Here is an 18,702-nt window from a genome sequence, read left to right on the forward strand (position 1 = left end):
TCCCACCAGAAGGAGACATTCATGAAGACATTGATCCGCCGCTCTTTGCTTGCCACCGCCGTGCTGCTGGCCACCTCGGCCTTCGCGCCGGCCTTTGCACAAGACATCAAGCCCCACCTGATTCGTTTCGGCTACGGGCTCAACGAGCAATCGAACCAGGGCCGCGCAACGAAGGTGTTTGTCGACGAGGTTGACAAGCTTTCAGGCGGCAAGATGAAAATTCGCGCTTTCGGTGCCGCGAGCCTGGGCAGTGACGTGCAGATGCAGCAGGCCCTCATCGGCGGCGCGCAAGAGATGATGGTTGGCTCGACCGCCACGCTCGTGGGCATCACGAAAGAGATGGCGCTGTGGGACACGCCCTTCCTCTTCAACAACGCGCAAGAGGCCGACGCCATGCTCGACGGCCCGGTGGGCCAGAAGGTCAAGGCCAAGCTCGACGAGAAGGGCCTGGTCGGGTTGGTGTATTGGGAGAACGGCTTTCGCAATCTCACCAACAACAAGCGTGCGGTGACCAAGCTCGAAGACCTCGACGGCATCAAGCTGCGCGTGATGCAGAACACGGTCTTCCTCGACAGCTTCAAGACACTCGGTGCGAACGCCATTCCGCTGCCATTCAGTGAGCTCTTCACCGCACTCGAAACCAAGGCGGTCGACGGCCAGGAGAACCCGTTCAACACCATTCTCTCCAGCAAGTTTTATGAGGTGCAGAAGTACCTCACCGTCACCAACCACGTCTACAGCCCGTGGATCGTGCTGGTGAGCAAGAAGTTCTGGGACACCCTCTCGCCGGCAGAGCACAAGGTGCTAATGGACGCCGCGGCGAAGAGCCGTGACTTCGAGCGGCGCGACACACGCGATGAGGCATCCAAGGCGCTTGCCGACCTCAAGGGCAAGGGCATGCAGATCAACGAGCTGTCGGCTGCAGAGGCCGGGCGCATGCGCGACAAGCTGGCGCAGATCAACACGGGTATTGCGGCCAACGTGGGCGCTGATCTGTGGAGCGAGACGCAGGGCGAGCTGGCGAAGATTCGCGTGAGGAAATGATGGGCTGAGGCCGGAGCATCGCTTCGATACCTCAGCCTGAGCGGGCGGTTTACTGCGACACGTGAATCACGTCTCGCACCACCGGATAAATCTGGCTCTTCCAGCGCCGCCCGCTGAACACGCCGTAGTGGCCCACGCCGGCCTGCACGTAGTGCGTGCGCATGTAGGGCCGCAGGCTGCTGCACAGGTCTTGCGCGGCCAGTGTCTGGCCGGTTGCGCAGATGTCGTCGCGCTCGCCTTCCACCGTGAGCAGCGCCGTGCGGCGTATGGCAGCCGGGTTGATCAGGCGACCGCGAAACTTGAGCTGACCCAACGGCAGCGCGTGCTCCTGGAACACCAGGCTCACCGTCTCCAGGTAGAACTCGGCCGGCAGGTCGGCTACCGCGAAATACTCTTCGTAGAACTTGCGGGTGTGCTCGGTCTTTTGCAGCGTTTCGTCGTCGGGCTCGGGCATCGCCAGGTTGGCGTAGTACTCCTTGAAGGCGTTGACGTGCCTGTCCTTGTTCATTGCCATGAAGGCGGTGAGCTGCATGAAACCGGGATAGACCTTGCGGCCACCGCCCCGAAAGCGCCAAGGCACCTGGCTCACCAGGTTTTTCTCGAACCAGGCTATGCCCTTGGTCATGGCCAGCTTGTTGACCTCGGTTGGGCTGATGCGGCAGTCGATGGGGCCGGCCATCAGCGTGAGGCTGGCCGGCGTGGCCGGGTCGCCGTCTTCCGACATCAGCGCCACCGCGCTCAGCGCCGACACGCAGGGCTGGCAGATGGCCATCAGGTGGGCGCCCGGGCCGATGACGCGCAGGAACTCCATCAGGTGCTCGGTGTACTCGTCCAGGCCGAAGCGGCCAGCCGCGAGCGGCACGTCGCGGGCGTTGTGCCAGTCGGTGATGTAGACGTCGTGGTCGGGCAATACGGTTTGCATGGTGTCGCGCAGCAGGGTGGCGAAGTGGCCTGACATGGGCGCCACGATCAGCACCCGGGGCTGTGGCATGGCGGGGCTGAATTCTTTCTTGAAGTGCAGCAAGGTGGCGAAGGGCGTGACGTGGGTGGCTTCCTCGATCACCGGAATTTCTTCGCCCTTGAACATCACGCTCTCGATGCCGAAGGGTGGGCGCTTGTGGGTGACCTCGCCCAGCTTGAGCACCTCGCAGGCTGCGGCGAGCTTGCGGCTGTGGTCTAGGCCGGCCCAGCCGAAGCTGTTGTCTCGCAGCATGGGCAGGGTATTTTTGGCCAGCGTGCGCAGCGGCCACATCAGATCGGCATGGGCTTGATAAGCCTGGTACATCGTGTTGTCTCCGTACGCACTGTGATGGGTTCACTTACGCAACTTGCGCGCCAGCAAGGTGGACGAGCGTGCACAGAGATGGCACACGCCTTGCAAGAAGGTGCTCAAACAGCACACGGAGCGCACCATGCCGCCAGTCGCCGCCACCAAGGCCCCAGCCAAGACCGCCGCCAAGAGGGTCTCTGCCAAGCCGGCACCGGCTCGCGCAGTGCGTAAGGCGACCGCTACGCTGAGCCTGAGCAGCAAGAACTATTCATCGTGGTCATTGCGGGGCTGGCTGATGGCCAAGTTCGCCGGGCTCGAGTTCGACGAGGTGATGGTCTCGCCCGACGACGCCGACGCCCGCAAGGAGCTGCTGCTGCTGGCGCCGTCGATACGCGTGCCCTGCCTCACCCACGAAGGTGCCAGGGTGTGGAACACGCTGGCGATCGCCCAGTACCTGAATGAGATCAAACCCAACGCCGGGCTGATGCCGGAAGACCGCATCGCCCGCGCCCACTGCCGCTCGGTCAGCGGCGAGATGAACTCGGGCTTTGCCAACCTGCGCGCATCGCTGCCGATGAACCTGAAGGCCCACCACCCGGGCTACAAGATCTGGGCCGGTGCCCAGCCCGACATCGACCGCGTGGTCGAGATCTGGACCGACTGCCTTGCCACCTACGGCGGGCCCTTCTTGTTCGGCAAGCAGCGCGGCATGGCCGATGCGATGTTTGCCCCTGTCGCTACGCGATTTCTCACCTATGACGTGAAGCTCAACAAGGCCTGCATTCAGTATTGCCACGCCATCATGGCGATGCCCGAGATGAAAGAGTGGGTGGCCGCGGCGAAGAAAGAGCCCGACGACATCGAAGAGCTCGACATGGACTTCTGAGATTTTCCGTTCGCCCTGAGCCTGTCGAAGGGTACGCAGGGCACGGCGCTGGCTTCGACAAGCTCAGCCCGAACGGAGAAGTGGAGGCCTTCCTACTCCCACGGCGTGAACGAAGGCACGTCGCAAGGCGCCTCGGCGTCCACCGTCTTGAAATCAGCCGGGCTCACGATCTCCAGGTACTCCATGTCGGGTGAGTAATCGAAGAGGTAGTGCACGATGCCCGGGCGCTGGTGCACGCAGTCGCCAGCCTTCACCAGCGTTTCCTTGTCGCCGTACATGAACTTGGCCCAGCCCTGGGTCATGATGACGATTTGAAACTCTGCCTCATGGCGGTGCCAACCTGTGCCCTTTTCGGGTGCCATGTTGGCCTTGACCAAGTGCGCAATGACTTTTCCGGCGGTGGCCTCGGCCACACCCAGGTCTTTGTACAAGAAGAAGTCTCGCAAGCCGTCGCTGCGCCAACCGGTGTCTTCTGGCTTCACATGCGAGAACTTGGTTGTGGTGGTGTCCAACATTCTTATCCTCCGAGGCACCGTGATGGCGTCGGCGCATGCATGAAGCGTTCCAGACGCCGTACGTTCGGGCCCAATTTGGTGATGTATTGCTGCTGCAGCCTGTTACCCATGGCGAGGTTTGGGAACGCTTGGCCGTTTATTCGGTCGCAGAATGGGGGCCGTGACGGGCACGGTCAGAACGAGATAAACATGAAGCGCTGGGGATTTCTTCGACACATGGGGTGGGCGCTGGTCTGGGCCATGGTGACCGGCCAGGCCATGGCGGCCGACGAGTTCCTTGACCCTGAGCAGGCGTTTCGCCTTTCAGCCCGTTCGCTTGATGCGCAGCGCATCGAGGTTCGGCTCGACATCGAGCCAGGCTACTACCTCTACCGTGAGCGACTCAATGCCGAGGTCGCGCCGGCCAGCATGAAGGTGGCTGACCTGCAGGTGCCCAAGGGCAAGGTCAAATTTGACGAGACCTTCGGCAAAGACGTGGAGTATTTCCGCGAGCTTGTGAAGCTCGTGGTGGTGCTGCAAGGCGCGCCGGCCGGCACCTTCAAGCTGAGCGTGGGCAACCAGGGCTGCGCAGACAAGGGCCTGTGCTACTCGCCGCAGAAGCGCAGCTTCAAGGTCGAGCCCGGCCAGGGCCCGGGCGGTGCGGCTCGCTTCACCTTGCTGAGCGAAGCGCAAGCGGCGGCGTGGGTGCCGGTGGCGATGTCCAGCGCCACACCGAAGCCACCGGTTTCGCCTTTGCAGGCCGCCATCGCCACATCGACGGTGGCCGCAACAAGCCCTGTCGCAGTGGCGCCTGTCGTCACCCCGGCGGCCGCTGTCGCAGCCCCAGCAGGCGCTGAAGAGACCGGCGAGGTCTCGCGTGCACTGAAGTCGGGCAACCTGGACGTCGTCATCGCTCTGTTCTTGGTACTGGGTCTCGGCCTGGCGTTCACGCCCTGCGTGCTGCCCATGATGCCTATTCTGTCGTCGATCATCGTGGGGCAGGGAGGCAGCGTTTCCAAGGCGCGCGGCTTCTCGCTGGCACTGGCTTATTCGCTGGGCATGGCCCTGGTCTATACCGCGTTCGGCGTGGCCTCGGCCCTGGCGGGTGAAGGCTTGGGCGCGGCGCTGCAAAACGCCTGGGTGCTGGGCGCGTTTGCGCTGGTGCTGGCAGTGTTCTCTTTGTCAATGTTCGGTGCCTACGAGCTGCAAATGCCGGCTCGCCTGCAACACAAGCTGACCCAGGCTTCGCAAGGCCTGAAGGGCGGCCAGTACGTGGGCGTGTTCGTGATGGGTGGCATTTCGTCTTTGATCGTTGGCCCCTGCGTGGCGGCGCCGCTCGCCGGCGCCCTGGTCTACATCAGCCAGACGCGCGATGTGGTGCTCGGTGGCACGGCGCTTTTCTCCATGGCAGTCGGCATGAGCGTGCCGCTGTTGCTGCTGGGTCTTTCGGCTGGCGCCTTGCTGCCGCGTGCCGGCGCCTGGATGACACATGTGAAGCATGTGTTCGGCGTGATGCTGCTGGCCGTGGCCGTGTGGATGGTGGCACCCGTGCTGCCGATCTCGCTAGTGATGCTGTTGACCGCGGCCGTGCTGGTCGTGGCCGCCGTCTACCTCGGCGCGTTTGCTTCGCTGCCCAGGCCTTCTACGCCGCTGCGGCAGATCGCCAAGGGCCTGGGCTTGCTGTTGGGCGTGTTCGCCGTGGCGCAGGTGGTGGGTGCGGCCTCGGGTGGCCACGACTTGGCCCGCCCGCTGGTACATCTGCGCGGCGGCCCCGCACAGACGGCGGTGGCCGAGCTGAAGTTTCAGCCCATCGCCAGCCTGGCTGAGCTTGATGCCGCGGTGCGCAGCTCGTCGCGCCCGGTGATGCTCGATTTTTATGCTGACTGGTGTGTGGCCTGCAAGGAGTTCGAGAAGTTGACCTTCACCGACGAAGGCGTGCGCCAGAGGATGGGGGGCATGACGCTGTTGCGCGCCGACGTGACGGCCAACAACGACAACGACAAGGCGCTGCTGCGCAAATACAGTTTGTTCGGACCTCCCGCCATGCTCTTCTTCGCGCCCGCGGGCGGCGAGCTGGCCGGCTCGCGCGTGATCGGCTTTCAGGATGCAGACAAGTTCCGCGCGCACCTCGACCGCATCGGCGGTGTGAGCGCCGCGATGAGCGCACCCCAACAGGTCGGGCTGAAGTAGACGCTCTTGGCGCTGCCATAACATGCGCCCTCCCTTTATGGAGTGTTCATGACAATGGGCGTGCAGCCTTCCAACCGCTTCGATCGACTCGACGCCTTGCGCGCCGTGGCCATACTGTGGATGGCCGCTTTTCACTTCTGCTTCGACCTGAACTATTTCAAGTTCATCCGGCAGGACTTCTACCGCGACCCGTTCTGGACCACCCAGCGCGCGGTCATCGTGAGCCTCTTCCTTTTCTGCGCGGGCTTCGGCCAAGCCATTGCCTGGGAGCAGAAGCAAAGCTGGCCGCGCTTTTGGCGGCGCTGGGCACAGGTGGCGGGCTGTGCGCTGCTGGTCACCGCTGGTTCCTACCTCATGTTCCCCGGCAGTTACATCAGCTTCGGCGTGCTGCACGGCATTGCGCTCATGCTCATCATCACGCGGCTCACGGCCGGTGCAGGCCCGTGGCTGTGGCTGATGGGCGCGGTGGCCTTGGCCCTGCCGCATGTGGTACGAGACAGCTTCTTCGACGCGCGCCTGACCAATTGGGTGGGCCTGATCACCCACAAACCGGTGACCGAAGACTATGCGCCGCTCTTGCCATGGGTCGGCGCGATGTGGTGGGGCCTGGCATCGGGCCAGTGGGTGCTGAAACACCGCCGCGTATGGGTCAGTGGCGTGCTGCCGGCCGTGCTGTCACCGTTGGCCACGCTGGGCCGCTGGTCGCTCAGCTTCTATATGGTTCATCAGCCGGTGTTGATCGGGCTCTTGATGGCGGTGCGGGCGCTGCAGTAGCAGCGCCCGGCTTGTTGAGGGGCCGACGACTTCAGTCGCGGTCGCAGCGCCGCTCGTTCACCAGGCAACGCGCGTAGTCTGGGTCGGTCTTGAGCAGGTGCATGGCACGCGCCGCGAAGGCGGTGTCGGCGAAGTCGGCGAACACGCCGTCCACACCCAGCTCATAGAACTTCAAGTACTCGTTGACCGGGTTGCCCAGGTAGTCGCTGGCCAGGCGCTTCTGCTCGTTGCGGAAGGTGTAGGGGTGCACCACCAGGCCGAGCTTGTGGGCGTTGGCCACGATGTCGGTGGGGGCCAGCAGCTTGCGGTCGCGCTCGTCGTGCAGGCCATCGCCGCTGGTGTCGGCGCAGGCGGCGTTGACGACTGTTTTGCAGGTGGTGCTGATGAGGTAGTACTTCCAGGGGCCTATGCCGTCGGCATAGCTGCGCACTTCGGCCAGGCCTTGCGGTGTGAGCAGGTCTTTGAACTGTCCGGCGCGGCCCGAGACCACCCAGTCATAGGGCTTGTCGTAAGGCGGGTTGAAGGCCAGCGAGCCGTCGGCGTTCACGTCGTCGGCGTCTACCAGCTGCACCAGGCGCACGCTGGTGCGTGAACGCAAGTACTTCAGGTTGGCGGTCTCGAAGGACTGAATGAACACTGGCGCGCTGCGGTGGTTCCAGCCGGCGTGTGTGAGTACGGCCAGCAGCCGGTCTTCGAGCGGCAGGCCGATCTGCTGGTGGTAGGTCGGGTGCTTGGTCTCGGGGTAGATGCCGATGCGGCGGTTTTCTTCGCGCGACTTGCGCTTCACGAAGTCGATGATCTCCTCCAGCGTGGGGATCTGGAACTTGCCGTTGAACGAGGGGTCGCGGTCGCCCATAGGTTGCACGGCGCGCAGCTGCTTGATCTCAGCCAGGGTGAAATCGCTGGCCCAGTAGCCGTCGGTCGCCACGCCGTCAAGCATCGCCGTGCGGCGGCGGCTGACGAACTGCGGCAGGTCTTTTACGTTGGTGGTGTCTATCAGGTTGGGCTCGTGGCGGGCGATCAGGTGGCCGTCTTTGGTTGCCACCAGGTCGGGCTCAACGAAATCTGCACCCAGCTGTATGCCCAAAGCATAGTTCTCGAGCGTGTGGTCGGGCAGGTAGCCGGTGGCACCCCCGCGGTGACCGATCACCAGGGGCGTGGCGGCATTGTGATGGCGCGCGCTCGGGTCGGCCACGGCGGGCTGGGCGCATGCCCCGCAAACGGCGGCCACGATCAGCGCCATCTGCGCTGCTTTCCATTTCTTCATGTGGGTCTCCTTGGGTACGGCTTACTGGGTACGGGGGTGGCGCGACCATAGGGCCGAGCTGTGACATCGGCGTGAAAACGTCATCACTGTGAGCGTGACCTGTCTCCATGTCACCCCAGTAGCCCTGTTGCCAGCAGGCCCTGACACATGTGTCAGTTGAAGCGCTCTCGTCGCGGCGCTACGGTCGGACATCAGGAGTACCGATGCGGCAACTGTCCATTCAACAACTTGCCCTCACCGGCATGGTGGCCGCCACCGCGGTGATCCTGGCACTCGCCGCCTTCGCCTGGAGTTACTCGCAGCAGACGGTTGCCGCGGCCGCATATGTGAGCCGTACCCATCAGGTAAAGGGGTTGATCAATGACCTTGAGTCGAGCCTGTATCGGGCCGAAGCAGGGCAGCGGGCTTTCCTCGTCACGGAAAACACCATCTTTCGCAACGAGCGCAACGTGGCGCTCGATTTGCTTGAAAAGGGCGTGGCCGATCTTGCCCGCCTGACCTCAGACGACCCCGGGCAGACCAGCCGCATGGCCGACCTGCGCCGCGAGCTGGGGGTGCGCACCCAGCTTTACCGCCAGGGTGAGGCGCTGCTGATCAGTGGCACCGATTTCTCGGCCACGCAACGCATCGAGATGGGCGCGCAGGCGCTGACCAATGTGCGCCCCCTCATCGACGCCATGGAAGCCGAAGAAGACCGCCTGCTGGTCGAGCGCGAGCAGGTGGAGCGCGAGCGCTCTCGCACCACGGCCGTCATCTTCGGCGCTTTCGTGGTGGTGCTGTTGGTGCTGCTCCCGCTGATTTTCTGGCGCATGTACAGCGATTTGCGCGCCCGCCAGATTGCCGAATTGCAGGTGGCCGCAGAGCGCGCCTACGACGCCGTGCACGCCCGCGCGCTTACCCTCTACAACGCCGAAAACCTGCGCGATACCGTGCTCGAAGGCACGCTGGCCCTGTTGGGCGAGAACCCGCTGTTCCCGGTGGTGGCCTTCTATGCCTATGAAGAGTGGGGCGGGGCGTTGCGGCTGGCTGCCTCGCGTGCAGTGCCGGCCGACATCCGCACGACCCTGCGCCTGGACGAAGGGCCCATAGGCTCGGCGGCGCGAGAGGGCCAACCCGTCTATTTGGAGGGCTTTGACGCCAACGCGGGGCTGCGCATCGAGACGGGCTTGGCGACCGTGCAACCCGCGGCCATGCTCATGTGCCCGGTGCACCACCAGGGCAAGCTACTGGGCGTTCTGGCGCTGGCCTCGAGTGCGCGCCTGGCTGAGCGCGACCGCGAGTTCGTGAGCCGGCTGTGCTCGCAGCTGGCGGTGGCGCTGCACAACCTGGCCCAACTCGAAGAGCTTTCGCTGCTGGCCGACCAGCTGCGCAGCCGTGGCGAAGACATCCAGCGCAAAAACGCCGAGCTCGAGCGCGCAAGCCGCATGAAGAGCGAGTTCCTGGCCAACATGTCGCACGAGCTGCGCACGCCGCTCAACGCGATCATTGGGTTTTCCGAGCTGATGAAAGACGGGCTGACTGGTGCGCTAGGCGCCGAGCAGCAAGAGTACGTGGGCGACATCCACGCGAGCGGCAAGCACCTGCTGTCGCTCATCAATGACATTCTTGACCTGTCAAAGGTCGAGTCGGGCCATGTGCCGCTGGAGCTTGAAAACGCCGACCCGGCGCAGTTGGCCGCCAGCGCCTTGTCGGTGCTGCGCGAACGGGCCACGGCGGCGCGCGTGCGGCTCATCACCGTGTGCCCGCCCGAGCTGGGCCTGCTGCGCATGGACATGCGCAAGGCCAAGCAGGTGGTCTACAACCTGGTGTCTAACGCGCTCAAGTTCACGCACGAAGGCGGCAGTGTGACGCTGTCAGTCGACCGCGTGTCTGCCACGCAGGTGCACGCCGCGCGCTCGGCGCCCGACACGCGCGTGTTTGCGCCAGTCGAAGCCGGGCACTTGCGCTACCTTGAGATCCGCGTCACCGACAGCGGCATCGGCATTGCCCCCGAAGACCTGCAGCAGTTGTTCCAGGCCTTCGTGCAGATCGACTCGTCGTTGTCGCGGCAATACGCCGGCACCGGCCTCGGCCTGACCATGGTGCGGCGCCTGGCCGAGCTGCACGGCGGTGGCCTGATGGTGCGCAGTGTGGCGGGGAGCGGCTCGGTCTTCACCGTGTGGCTGCCATGGCGAGAGGTGGGTGAGGTACAGGCCACGCCGGTGCCGCTGATCCACGCCGTGGCCGTGGCCGGCTCGCGGGCTGGTGTGGGAGCAGATGCGCAAGCAGATGCGCAAGACGGCGATGGCCCGCTGGTGCTGGTGGTCGAAGACGACCCACGTGCAGCCAACCTCATGCGCGTGCAACTGCAGTCGCAGGGTTACCGCGTCGCGTTTGCCCGCACTGCCGAAGAGGGGCTCATACGCGCTGCCGAGCTGCACCCCGCGGCGCTGGTGCTCGACATCATCCTGCCTGGCATGGACGGCTGGGACATGATGGCCCGCCTGAAAGACCGGCCAGACACCCGCCACATTCCGGTGGTGATCGTCTCCATCACCGACGAAGCGCAGCGGGGGTTTGCACTCGGCGCATCGCAGGTGCTGGTGAAGCCCGTGACGCAAGGTGATTTGCTGGCAGCGCTTGCCGCCGCGGGGCTCGATACACCGCCAACCGACGCGCGGGTGCTAGTGGTCGACGACGACCCCAAGGCCGTGGCCCTGGTCAGCAAGCACCTGCAGGTGGCAGGCTACACGCCCATGAGTGCCTACGGCGGGCAAGAGGCGCTCGACCTGGTGCGCAGCGAGCTGCCCGCACTGATCGTGCTCGACCTGATGATGCCGCAGGTGTCGGGTTTCGACGTGCTGCATGGCCTGCGCGGCAACCCCGACACAGCCGACATTCCGATCATCGTGCTCACCGCCAAGCTGCTCACCCGAGAGGACCGCGCGCAGCTCAGCGGCAAAGTGCAACAAGTGATGGAAAAGACGAACTTTCATTGCATCGGGTTACTCGCAGAAGTGAAGCGCGCGCTGGCCCGAAAACGGCACCTGAACAGCTGAGGAAGGTCACTCGCTTTCTCTTGGCTCCCCCTCGCATGCACCTCAACCCGGCCATCCTCATCGTTGACGACAACTCCGCCAACCGGCGGCTGTACCAGGCGACCCTCAGCGACCTGGGGGCCGAGCTGTACATGGCGAGCTCGGGCGAAGAGGCGCTGGCACGCTGCGCCGAGCGGCACTACGCCATGATCTTGCTCGATGTGCACCTGTCGGGCATGAGCGGCTTCGAAGTGGCGCAGGCCATACAGGAGCGCCACCCCGACACCGAGGCGCCCATCGTGTTTGTCTCGGCCGTGTACGTGCATGCGCACGACACCTACCGCGGCTACCGGCTGGGCGCTGTCGACTACATCCTCTCGCCGGTGGTGCCCGAGATCTTGCGCGCCAAGGCGGCGGTGTTCATACGCTTGCACCGCCTGCGGCTGCAGGCCCAGCAGCAGGCGCAGCTGGTCGAGAAGGCCTACCGTGAGCTGCGCACCGTGCACGCCGAGATGGAAGGCTTCAGCTACTCGGTCTCGCATGACCTGCGCACGCCGCTCGGCCAGGTGGCGGGCTTTGCCGACCTGCTCAACATGGGCAGCGCCGGCGAGCTGAGCCCGAAGGCGCGCGAGTACGTGGGCTACATCCAGGCCGCCAGCGCGCGCATGAATGGCCTCATCGACGACATGCTGCTGTTGGCCAACATGACACGCGCCGAGATGCAGGTGCAAGCGGTTGATCTCTCGCACATGGCACAGGAAATACTCGACGAGCTGACATTGCGCCAGCCGCACCCGCATGCCGACAACAGCGTGCAGCAAGGCCTGAGCGCGGCAGGTGACCCTCGCCTGCTGCGTGTGGCCTTGTCCAACCTGCTTTCCAACGCCTGGAAGTACAGCACCGGCGTGCCGCACCCGAGGGTGGAGTTCGGCCACGCCGAGCTGGCGGGCCAGCCGATGTTTTACGTGCGCGACAACGGTGCGGGCTTCGATGCGCCCAAGGCGGCGGAGCGCTTGTTCCGCCCCTTCCAGCGATTTCACTCTGACGCTGTTTTCAAGGGCAACGGCGTAGGCCTGGCCATCGCGCAGCGAGTGGTCGACAAGCACGGCGGGCGCATCTGGGCCGAGTCGGCCCCGGGCCATGGGGCCTGCTTCTTCTTTACCTTGGGCCCGTTGCCAACGGTGGGCACGGCGAGTCTCTGAAGGAACAACATGGCAACCATCCTCGTGGTCGAAGACAACCCGCACAACCTGAAACTGGCACTGTTGGTGTTGAAGAAGGCAGGGCACGAGGTGCTGTCGGCCGACAGCGGCGAGACCGGCCTGCAGATCGCAAGTGCCCAGCAGCCCGACCTGGTCTTGATGGACGTGCAGATGCCTGGCATGGACGGCCTGAGCGCCACCCGGCTGCTCAAGCAAAGCCCCGACACGGCACACATCAAGGTGGTGGCGCTGACGGCCCTGGCAATGAAAGGCGATGCCGAGCGCATCATGGCCGCCGGCTGCGACGCCTACCTGGCCAAGCCTTATCACTACAACGACCTGATGGCGGTGGTGGAGCGCGCCCTGGGCTGAGGGCGGCGCTTTTACATCGTGGCCTCACGGCTACCATTCGCGCATGAGCAACAAGATCTTGTTTGGCTTTCATGCCATCACGGTGCGGCTGAAGACGACGCCCAAATCCATCATCGAAATCCATGTCGACGCCAGCCGGCGCGACCAACGCATGCGGCAATTCGTGGAGCGCGCGAAAGAGGCGGGTGTGCGCTTCGTCGACAGCGACGACGACCGCCTGCACAAGATGTGCGGCACGCACCGCCACCAAGGCGTGGTGGCGCGGGTGGAGGCGGTGGCCATGAGCCATTCGCTAGACGACACACTCGACGCCATGGAAGGCCCGCTGCTGCTGCTGGTGCTTGACGGCATCACCGACCCGCACAACCTGGGTGCCTGTCTGCGTGTGGCCGATGGCGCGGGCGCGCACGCCGTCATCGCGCCGAAGGATCACGCCGTGGGCGTAAACGCCACCGTGGCCAAGGTGGCGAGCGGCGCAGCCGAGACCGTGCCGTACTTCATGGTGACCAACCTGGCGCGCACGCTCAATGAGCTGAAGGAGCGCGACGTTCGCATCATTGGCACGTCTGATACTGCCGAAAAATCGCTCTACGAGATCGACCTTACTGGCCCCGTGGCGTTGGTGCTGGGTGCTGAAGGCAGCGGCATGCGCCAGCTCACGAGCAAGACCTGCGACGAGCTGGTGCGCTTGCCGATGAAGGGCGCGGTGGAGAGCCTGAATGTGTCGGTGGCCTCAGGGGTTTGCTTGTACGAAGCCGTGCGTCAGCGAGGGGGTTGAGAAAGAGCTAGGGCCGTCCAAAAGAACGCCCCTCTGAGGCACAGTTGTTGCCTGTGCTGATGGAAGTGAACTTGAAGGTATTGCCATGCCCGTCATTGAAGTCAAGCACCCCCTGGTCAAGCACAAGATCGGCCTGCTGCGCGAGAAAGACATCTCGACCAAGCAGTTTCGCGAGCTCACCAATGAGCTCGGCTGTCTGCTCGCCTACGAGGCAACAGCAGACTTTCCGCTGGAAAAAATCACCATCGAATGCTGGAGCGGGCCGGTCCAGATCGACCAGGTGCGCGGCAAGAAGGTCACAGTGGTGCCCATCCTGCGGGCTGGGCTGGGCATGCTCGATGGCGTGCTCGACATGATTCCAAACGCCAAGGTGAGCGTGGTGGGCCTGAGCCGCAACCACGACACCTTGCAACCTGAGCATTACTTCGAAAACTTCGTGGGGCATCTCGACGAGCGTACCGCGCTGATCGTCGACCCCATGCTTGCCACGGCGGGTTCGATGATCGCAACCGTCGACCTGCTCAAGCGCCGCGGTTGTGTGGATGTGCGAGCGCTGGTGCTGGTGGCGGCACCGGAAGGTGTTTCTGCATTGCAGGCAGCGCACCCCGATGTGCGCTGCTGGGCGGCGGCGATCGACGACCGGCTCGACGACATGGGCTACATCATTCCGGGTCTGGGCGACGCCGGCGACAAGATCTTCGGTACCAAGTGACGCTGAGGTCTGGCGCGCGTCATTCCCGTTTTCACGGAATGACGGGCTCTCAATCCCGGCGATTGTCGTGGGTCAAGGCCCTGTCACACCCATACCGGACATTCCGATAGCGGGGTGAAAACCTCGATGCTGCGCCGCGATAAAAAGCGTTACTTTTTGGACCGCCCGTATGCCTTGACCCTCGTCACAGCGGGTCGTAAGGTCTGCCGCTCTGAGCGCAAAAGGAGTATCTGATGAAGACCCCGTTTCGCTTCTGGATGACCAGCGGTATTGCCATCATGGTGGCCGCCGTGAGCGGTGGCCGCGCCTTTGCGGGCGAAGAGCGATTGACGCGCGCGCGGGTCAGCCGCTACAGCGTCTCCGAGACCGTGCACCGCATCGAAGCCAGTGCCCAGCGGCACGGCATGCATGTGCTGGCCTGCTTGCCGCAGGTGACCGATTCGGTCACGGGTGAGTCGCGCTACATGATCGTGTTCGAGTCGTCGCAAGGCGGCACGCCGGTGCAGATGGAAACGCCCGATGCGCAGCCCGACATGCTGCTGAGCGTGATCCTGCGTCGAGGCCATCAGGGCGGCACCGAGGTCTTCTTGTACCAGGGCGCACTGCGTGACCTGCCCGAGGGTTTGTCGGCCCAGGTGAAGCACGACCTGGCCGACCTGCCGAGCGTGCTCGACGAAGCCCTGTCTGCCTGAGCGCGGTCAGGCAAAGGCGCGCAGCGCCACTCGATCAGACGCGGCCGCCACTCTGGGTCATCTGGCGCTGGGCCCAGACGCTCAGGGCCAGTGCCAGCAGCATCCAGCCGAGTCCTATCCAATGCAGGTTGGCATAGAGGGCCTTGCCGGTTTGCCCGAGAGCCTCATGCGCGGCCACCACGGCGCCACCGCCGCCTGCACCGATTGCCTGGCCCAGGTAGATGGCCGAGGTGTTCAAGGCCATGAGTGCCGTGGCGAGCTCGGGGGCGGCATGCCCCAGGCGCGCCTGCTGCGCTGAATTTGAAGCGAAGCCGCCCAAGCCCCACGGGATCATCATCACTGCGAGTAGCGTCACGCTGGCGGCAAGCGGCCACAGCACCAGGCTCACGGCCATGGCACTCAAGGAGACCGCCACGATGCGCGCCGCACCCACGCGGTCGATGTAGCGCGACAGCAGCAGGTTGCCCAGCAGACCGAAAGCGCCGAACCAGAAAAACAGAAAACTCGTCTCGGCGGCGTTGGCGCCTATCACCTGGCGGTAGTAGGGCGCCATGTAGGCGAAGAGGGTGAACTGGCCCGCACCCGACAAGGCAGTGACGAGGATCATGGCCATCAGCACCGGGTGGGTGAACACCTCGCGCCAGGCGGCCAGGCGCATGGCGGGCGGCTTGACGCCATCGGGCATCACCTTCCACACCCACCAGGCGGCGGCACCTGACAGCACGGTCACCAGGCCGAAGGCCCAGCGCCAGCCGAAGCTCTCGCCGATGAAGCTGTGCACCGGCATGCCCACCACCGAGGCCACAGACCAGCCGAGAAAGATGAAGATGATGGCGCGGCCGCGCTCTTCGGGCGGCGCTACATAGCCGATGGCGGCGGCAGCCTGCGGCGTGAAGACCGCCGCGGCGATGACGCTCACCGCGCGCAGCGGCAGCAGCAAGGCGTAGTTGGGTGCGATGGCGCTGAGCGCATGGCCGACGGCAAACCACACCAGTGACAGCGTGAGCAGGCGCCGCCGGTCCCAGCCACCGACCAGCGCGGCCAGCACGGGTGCGCCAAAGCACATCATCACCGCGGCGATGGAGATCAGCTGGCCGCCCACCGCCACGCTCACGTTGAGCGAGCGGATCAGGTCGTTGAGGGAGCCCGCCACCACCATCACGCCGCAGCCGATGGCGAAGTTGCCGAACATCAGCGCCCAGCGGGCGCGGGTCAGCTGCTGGTGCGGTGTCAGCGCGCCAGCGCTCATCCTCTGAGCACTTTCAGCGCTTCGGGGTTGACCAGGCCGGTGGGGTTGCCGTTGACGAAGTTGATGACGTTGTCAAACGCCGCACCGAAGTACAGCTCGTAGCTGTCTTGTTCCACGTAGCCGATGTGCGGCGTGCAGATGGCGTTTTCGAGCCTCAGCAATGGTTGGCCTTGCAAGATGGGCTCGGTCTCGAACACATCGACCGCCGCCATGCCGGGGAGCCCGCGGTTGAGCGCCGACACCAGCGCGCCTTCTTCGATCAGCTCGGCGCGCGAGGTGTTGACCAGGAGCGCTGTGGGTTTCATGCGGGTGAGGTCGTCGAGCTTGACCATGCCGCGCGTGGCATCTGCCAGCCTCAGGTGCAGGCTGAGCACGTCGCTGGCCTCGAACAAGGCCTGGCGCGACTCGGCGAGGGCGTAGCCGTCGGCACGGGCCCGTTCGCACGACGCCTCGCCACCCCACACCACCACGTTCATGCCAAAGGCGCGGCCGTAGCCCGCCACCAGCTCGCCGACGCGACCGTAGCCCCAGATGCCCAGCGTCTTGCCCTTGAGCAGCATGCCGATGCCGAAGTTGGCCGGCATAGAGGCTGCCTTCAGGCCCGACTGCTGCCAGGCCCCGTGCTTCAAATTTCCCACGTACTGCGGCAGCCGGCGCATCGACGCCATGATCAGCGCCCAAGTGAGCTCGGCCGGGGCGACTGGCGAGCCCACGCCTTCGGCCACGGCAATGCCCAGGCGGGTACAGGTCTCGATGTCGATGTGCGGGCCGGCGCGGCCGGTCTGCGCCAGCAGCTTGAGCTTGGGCAGCTTCTCGAGCAGCTGCCGCGGGAAGTGCGTGCGTTCGCGTATCAGCACCAGCACCTCGGCATCGCGCAGCCGCACCGACAGCTGGCCTATGCCCTTCACGGTGTTGGTGAAGACCTTGGCGTTCAGGTGCTCCAGGCGGGCGGCGCACTTGAGCTTGCGCACCGCGTCTTGGTAGTCGTCGAGGATGATGATGTTCATCAAGGGCCACTGCTGCGAGGGAAAGTCGATTGTGCCCGTTAGAAGTAGCATCCAACCTCCCGAAAAACGGAGACATCATGTCCATCACCATGTACTCGGCCAGCGTGCCGGTGTTCGTTCGCATGCTCGGCAGCCTGAGCAAGTTTCTCGACAAGGCCGAGGCCCATGCCACGGCCAAGAAGTTCGACCCCAACGTCTACCTCGTCGCCCGCCTGTCGCCCGACATGCTGGCTTTCACCCGGCAGATCCAGATTGCCTGCGATGGCCCCAAGTTTTGCGTTGCCCGCCTGGCCGGCATCGAGGCGCCCAAGCATGAAGACAACGAAGCCTCGCTGGCCGACCTGAAGGCGCGCATCGCCAAGACGATCGCCTTCGTTCAATCGGTGTCGGCGGAGCAGATCGTGGGCACCGAAGACAAAGACATCAACGTGCCGCGCCGCGACGGCGTGCAGGTGATGAAAGGGCTGCCGTACCTCAACCACTTCGTGATGCCCAACTTCTACTTCCACGTGACCACCGCCTATGCCTTGCTGCGCCACAACGGCGTGGAGCTGGGCAAGGGCGACTTCCTGGGCCTGACCTGAGTGGAGGCGCTGCTGTCAGCGCTGGGCATACACGACCTGCTGCTCTTCGTGGTGGCGGGGCTGCTGCTCAACCTGACGCCTGGCGCTGATCTGCTGTACGTGGCCGGCAGCACCGCCACTGGGGGGCGCCGTGGCGGCATGCTGGCGGCGCTGGGCATAGGCGCCGGTTGCCTCTTCCACGTGACGTTGGCGGCGCTGGGCCTGTCGGCCTTGCTGGCGGCGTCTGAGCTGGCGTTCACGCTGGTGAAGTGGGTGGGTGCGGCCTACCTGGTCTGGATGGGGGTTGGCATGTTGCGCTCGCGCGGTGGCAGTGCATCGGCACCGTCTGCCATAGACCCGCGGCGCCTGTTCTGGCGCGGGGTCTTGACGAATGCGCTCAACCCCAAGGTGGCCTTGTTTTTCTTGGCGTTTTTGCCGCAGTTCATCACGCCGCACAGCGCTTACCAGGCATGGGCCTTTGGCCTGCTGGGCTTGGTGTTCACGGTAAACGGCACCCTGGTCACGCTGGCCATGGCCTGGGTCGGTGGCCTGGCGCGCGAGCGGCTGGCCGGCAGCGCGCGTGCAGGCCGGCTGGGCCTGTGGCTGCAGCGCGCCACTGGCGCGATGTTCGTGGGCCTGGGGGTGAAGCTTGCCGTCAGCAGCCGCTAGAGAATCACAGCGGCACGAAGGCCGTGTTGCCGCCGCCTTCCGGGAAGGCGCTGTCGATCTGCTGCATGAGTTCCTGGCGTTGCATTTCAGCGCTGGCCTTGTGGCGCGGCAGGGCGGCAAACAAGGCCAGGCGCAGGCGCCAGAGCTCGATCACTTCGCTTGCCAAGCGCACCTTGCGTTGCAGCAGCGCGCCGGTGCTGCCTTCTACCTCGGCGGCAGCCCGCATGAAACAGGCCTTCATCTCGACGAAGGCGCGGCGTGCGGCCAGGCGGGCGAGGCGGTCTTCCGGCATGCCGAAGACGGGCAGGTCGGCGGCGCGGTTGAAGGTCAGTTCGAACGAAGGGGTGTTCATGGCGGTGTGTCCAGAGCTTGTAAGCAATTGTCGGCAGGCGCAGGCAACGCCTAAAGCGCGAAAAGACCTCTCCTGGCCCGGCAGTTCGGCGCCGGGCCTGGGCAACACCGATGCGGTGTGCAGTAGCTAACGGTTACGCTCACCGGTATCACGACAGCGACAGG

18 protein-coding genes are annotated in these 18,702 nt (G+C 64.8%); 12 read left to right on the forward strand and 6 right to left on the reverse strand.

Annotated features, from left to right (window positions below):
• Positions 1 to 21 precede the first annotated feature (21 nt).
• Positions 22 to 1,044 carry a TRAP transporter substrate-binding protein gene (locus tag AC30QB_RS08855; protein WP_489545840.1) on the forward strand — a complete coding sequence of 341 codons (1,023 nt, stop codon included), beginning with the start codon at positions 22 to 24 and terminating at the stop codon, positions 1,042 to 1,044.
• 49 nt (positions 1,045 to 1,093) lie between these two features.
• Here the strand turns inward: AC30QB_RS08855 and AC30QB_RS08860 are convergent, their stop codons facing one another.
• Positions 1,094 to 2,329: a polyhydroxyalkanoate depolymerase gene (locus AC30QB_RS08860; RefSeq protein WP_489545841.1), complete on the reverse strand. Its 1,236-nt coding sequence runs from the start codon at positions 2,327 to 2,329 to the stop codon at positions 1,094 to 1,096.
• Positions 2,330 to 2,456: 127 nt separating this feature from the next.
• Here AC30QB_RS08860 and AC30QB_RS08865 point away from each other — a divergent pair, with 127 nt between their 5' ends.
• Entirely contained in the window at positions 2,457 to 3,200 is a 744-nt protein-coding gene (locus AC30QB_RS08865; RefSeq protein WP_489545842.1) for a glutathione S-transferase family protein, read from the forward strand.
• A 92-nt stretch (positions 3,201 to 3,292) separates the two neighbouring features.
• Here the strand turns inward: AC30QB_RS08865 and AC30QB_RS08870 are convergent, their stop codons facing one another.
• Positions 3,293 to 3,715, reverse strand: a complete 423-nt coding sequence (locus tag AC30QB_RS08870) for a cupin domain-containing protein (protein WP_489545843.1) — start codon at positions 3,713 to 3,715, stop codon at positions 3,293 to 3,295.
• A gap of 189 nt (positions 3,716 to 3,904) precedes the next feature.
• Here AC30QB_RS08870 and dsbD point away from each other — a divergent pair, with 189 nt between their 5' ends.
• Together dsbD and AC30QB_RS08880 are read left to right on the forward strand one after the other, a co-directional pair.
• Positions 3,905 to 5,884 (forward strand): protein-disulfide reductase DsbD, encoded by a 1,980-nt coding sequence (dsbD, locus tag AC30QB_RS08875; protein WP_489545844.1) that lies wholly within the window; start codon positions 3,905 to 3,907, stop codon positions 5,882 to 5,884.
• Positions 5,885 to 5,938: 54 nt separating this feature from the next.
• Positions 5,939 to 6,658, forward strand: coding sequence for an acetyltransferase domain-containing protein (locus AC30QB_RS08880; protein ID WP_489545920.1), 720 nt, complete (start codon positions 5,939 to 5,941; stop codon positions 6,656 to 6,658).
• A gap of 31 nt (positions 6,659 to 6,689) precedes the next feature.
• Here the strand turns inward: AC30QB_RS08880 and AC30QB_RS08885 are convergent, their stop codons facing one another.
• Entirely contained in the window at positions 6,690 to 7,925 is a 1,236-nt protein-coding gene (locus AC30QB_RS08885; RefSeq protein WP_489545845.1) for a glycerophosphodiester phosphodiesterase, read from the reverse strand.
• 203 nt (positions 7,926 to 8,128) lie between these two features.
• On the opposite strand from AC30QB_RS08885, the gene AC30QB_RS08890 reads away from it, so the two are divergent.
• The 6 genes from AC30QB_RS08890 (at position 8,129) to AC30QB_RS08915 (ending at position 14,698) form a co-directional block, all read left to right on the forward strand.
• Positions 8,129 to 10,963 (forward strand): response regulator, encoded by a 2,835-nt coding sequence (locus AC30QB_RS08890; protein ID WP_489545846.1) that lies wholly within the window; start codon positions 8,129 to 8,131, stop codon positions 10,961 to 10,963.
• Between the two features lie 35 nt (positions 10,964 to 10,998).
• A complete protein-coding gene (locus AC30QB_RS08895) occupies positions 10,999 to 12,144 on the forward strand; it encodes a sensor histidine kinase (protein ID WP_489545847.1) in 1,146 nt (381 codons plus the stop codon).
• Between the two features lie 9 nt (positions 12,145 to 12,153).
• Positions 12,154 to 12,516: a response regulator gene (locus AC30QB_RS08900; RefSeq protein ID WP_489545848.1), complete on the forward strand. Its 363-nt coding sequence runs from the start codon at positions 12,154 to 12,156 to the stop codon at positions 12,514 to 12,516.
• A 43-nt stretch (positions 12,517 to 12,559) separates the two neighbouring features.
• Positions 12,560 to 13,294: a 23S rRNA (guanosine(2251)-2'-O)-methyltransferase RlmB gene (rlmB, locus tag AC30QB_RS08905; RefSeq protein WP_489545849.1), complete on the forward strand. Its 735-nt coding sequence runs from the start codon at positions 12,560 to 12,562 to the stop codon at positions 13,292 to 13,294.
• Between the two features lie 85 nt (positions 13,295 to 13,379).
• Positions 13,380 to 14,006 carry a uracil phosphoribosyltransferase gene (upp, locus tag AC30QB_RS08910; protein WP_489545850.1) on the forward strand — a complete coding sequence of 209 codons (627 nt, stop codon included), beginning with the start codon at positions 13,380 to 13,382 and terminating at the stop codon, positions 14,004 to 14,006.
• A gap of 233 nt (positions 14,007 to 14,239) precedes the next feature.
• Positions 14,240 to 14,698: a hypothetical protein gene (locus AC30QB_RS08915; RefSeq protein ID WP_489545851.1), complete on the forward strand. Its 459-nt coding sequence runs from the start codon at positions 14,240 to 14,242 to the stop codon at positions 14,696 to 14,698.
• A gap of 34 nt (positions 14,699 to 14,732) precedes the next feature.
• Here the strand turns inward: AC30QB_RS08915 and AC30QB_RS08920 are convergent, their stop codons facing one another.
• Both AC30QB_RS08920 and AC30QB_RS08925 read right to left on the reverse strand, forming a co-directional pair.
• Complete coding sequence (locus tag AC30QB_RS08920) at positions 14,733 to 15,947, reverse strand: MFS transporter (protein WP_489545852.1); 1,215 nt, start codon at positions 15,945 to 15,947, stop codon at positions 14,733 to 14,735.
• The gene (locus AC30QB_RS08925; RefSeq protein WP_489545853.1) at positions 15,944 to 16,954 is read right to left on the reverse strand and encodes a D-2-hydroxyacid dehydrogenase family protein; all 1,011 of its coding nucleotides are present in this window, start codon (positions 16,952 to 16,954) and stop codon (positions 15,944 to 15,946) included. The genes AC30QB_RS08920 and AC30QB_RS08925 overlap by 4 nt, the downstream gene beginning before the upstream one ends.
• A 77-nt stretch (positions 16,955 to 17,031) precedes the next feature.
• Between AC30QB_RS08925 and AC30QB_RS08930 the strand changes: the two genes are divergently transcribed.
• A complete protein-coding gene (locus AC30QB_RS08930; protein WP_489545854.1) occupies positions 17,032 to 17,538 on the forward strand; it encodes a DUF1993 domain-containing protein in 507 nt (168 codons plus the stop codon).
• Positions 17,539 to 18,186 (forward strand): LysE family translocator, encoded by a 648-nt coding sequence (locus tag AC30QB_RS08935; RefSeq protein ID WP_489545855.1) that lies wholly within the window; start codon positions 17,539 to 17,541, stop codon positions 18,184 to 18,186.
• 4 nt (positions 18,187 to 18,190) lie between these two features.
• On the opposite strand, the gene AC30QB_RS08940 is transcribed toward AC30QB_RS08935, so the two are convergent.
• Positions 18,191 to 18,538 carry a hypothetical protein gene (locus AC30QB_RS08940; RefSeq protein WP_489545856.1) on the reverse strand — a complete coding sequence of 116 codons (348 nt, stop codon included), beginning with the start codon at positions 18,536 to 18,538 and terminating at the stop codon, positions 18,191 to 18,193.
• Positions 18,539 to 18,702: the final 164 nt, after the last annotated feature.

The sequence above is a fragment of the Rhizobacter sp. genome, from assembly GCF_046595475.1.
Classification (GTDB): Bacteria; Pseudomonadota; Gammaproteobacteria; order Burkholderiales; family Burkholderiaceae_C; genus Rhizobacter.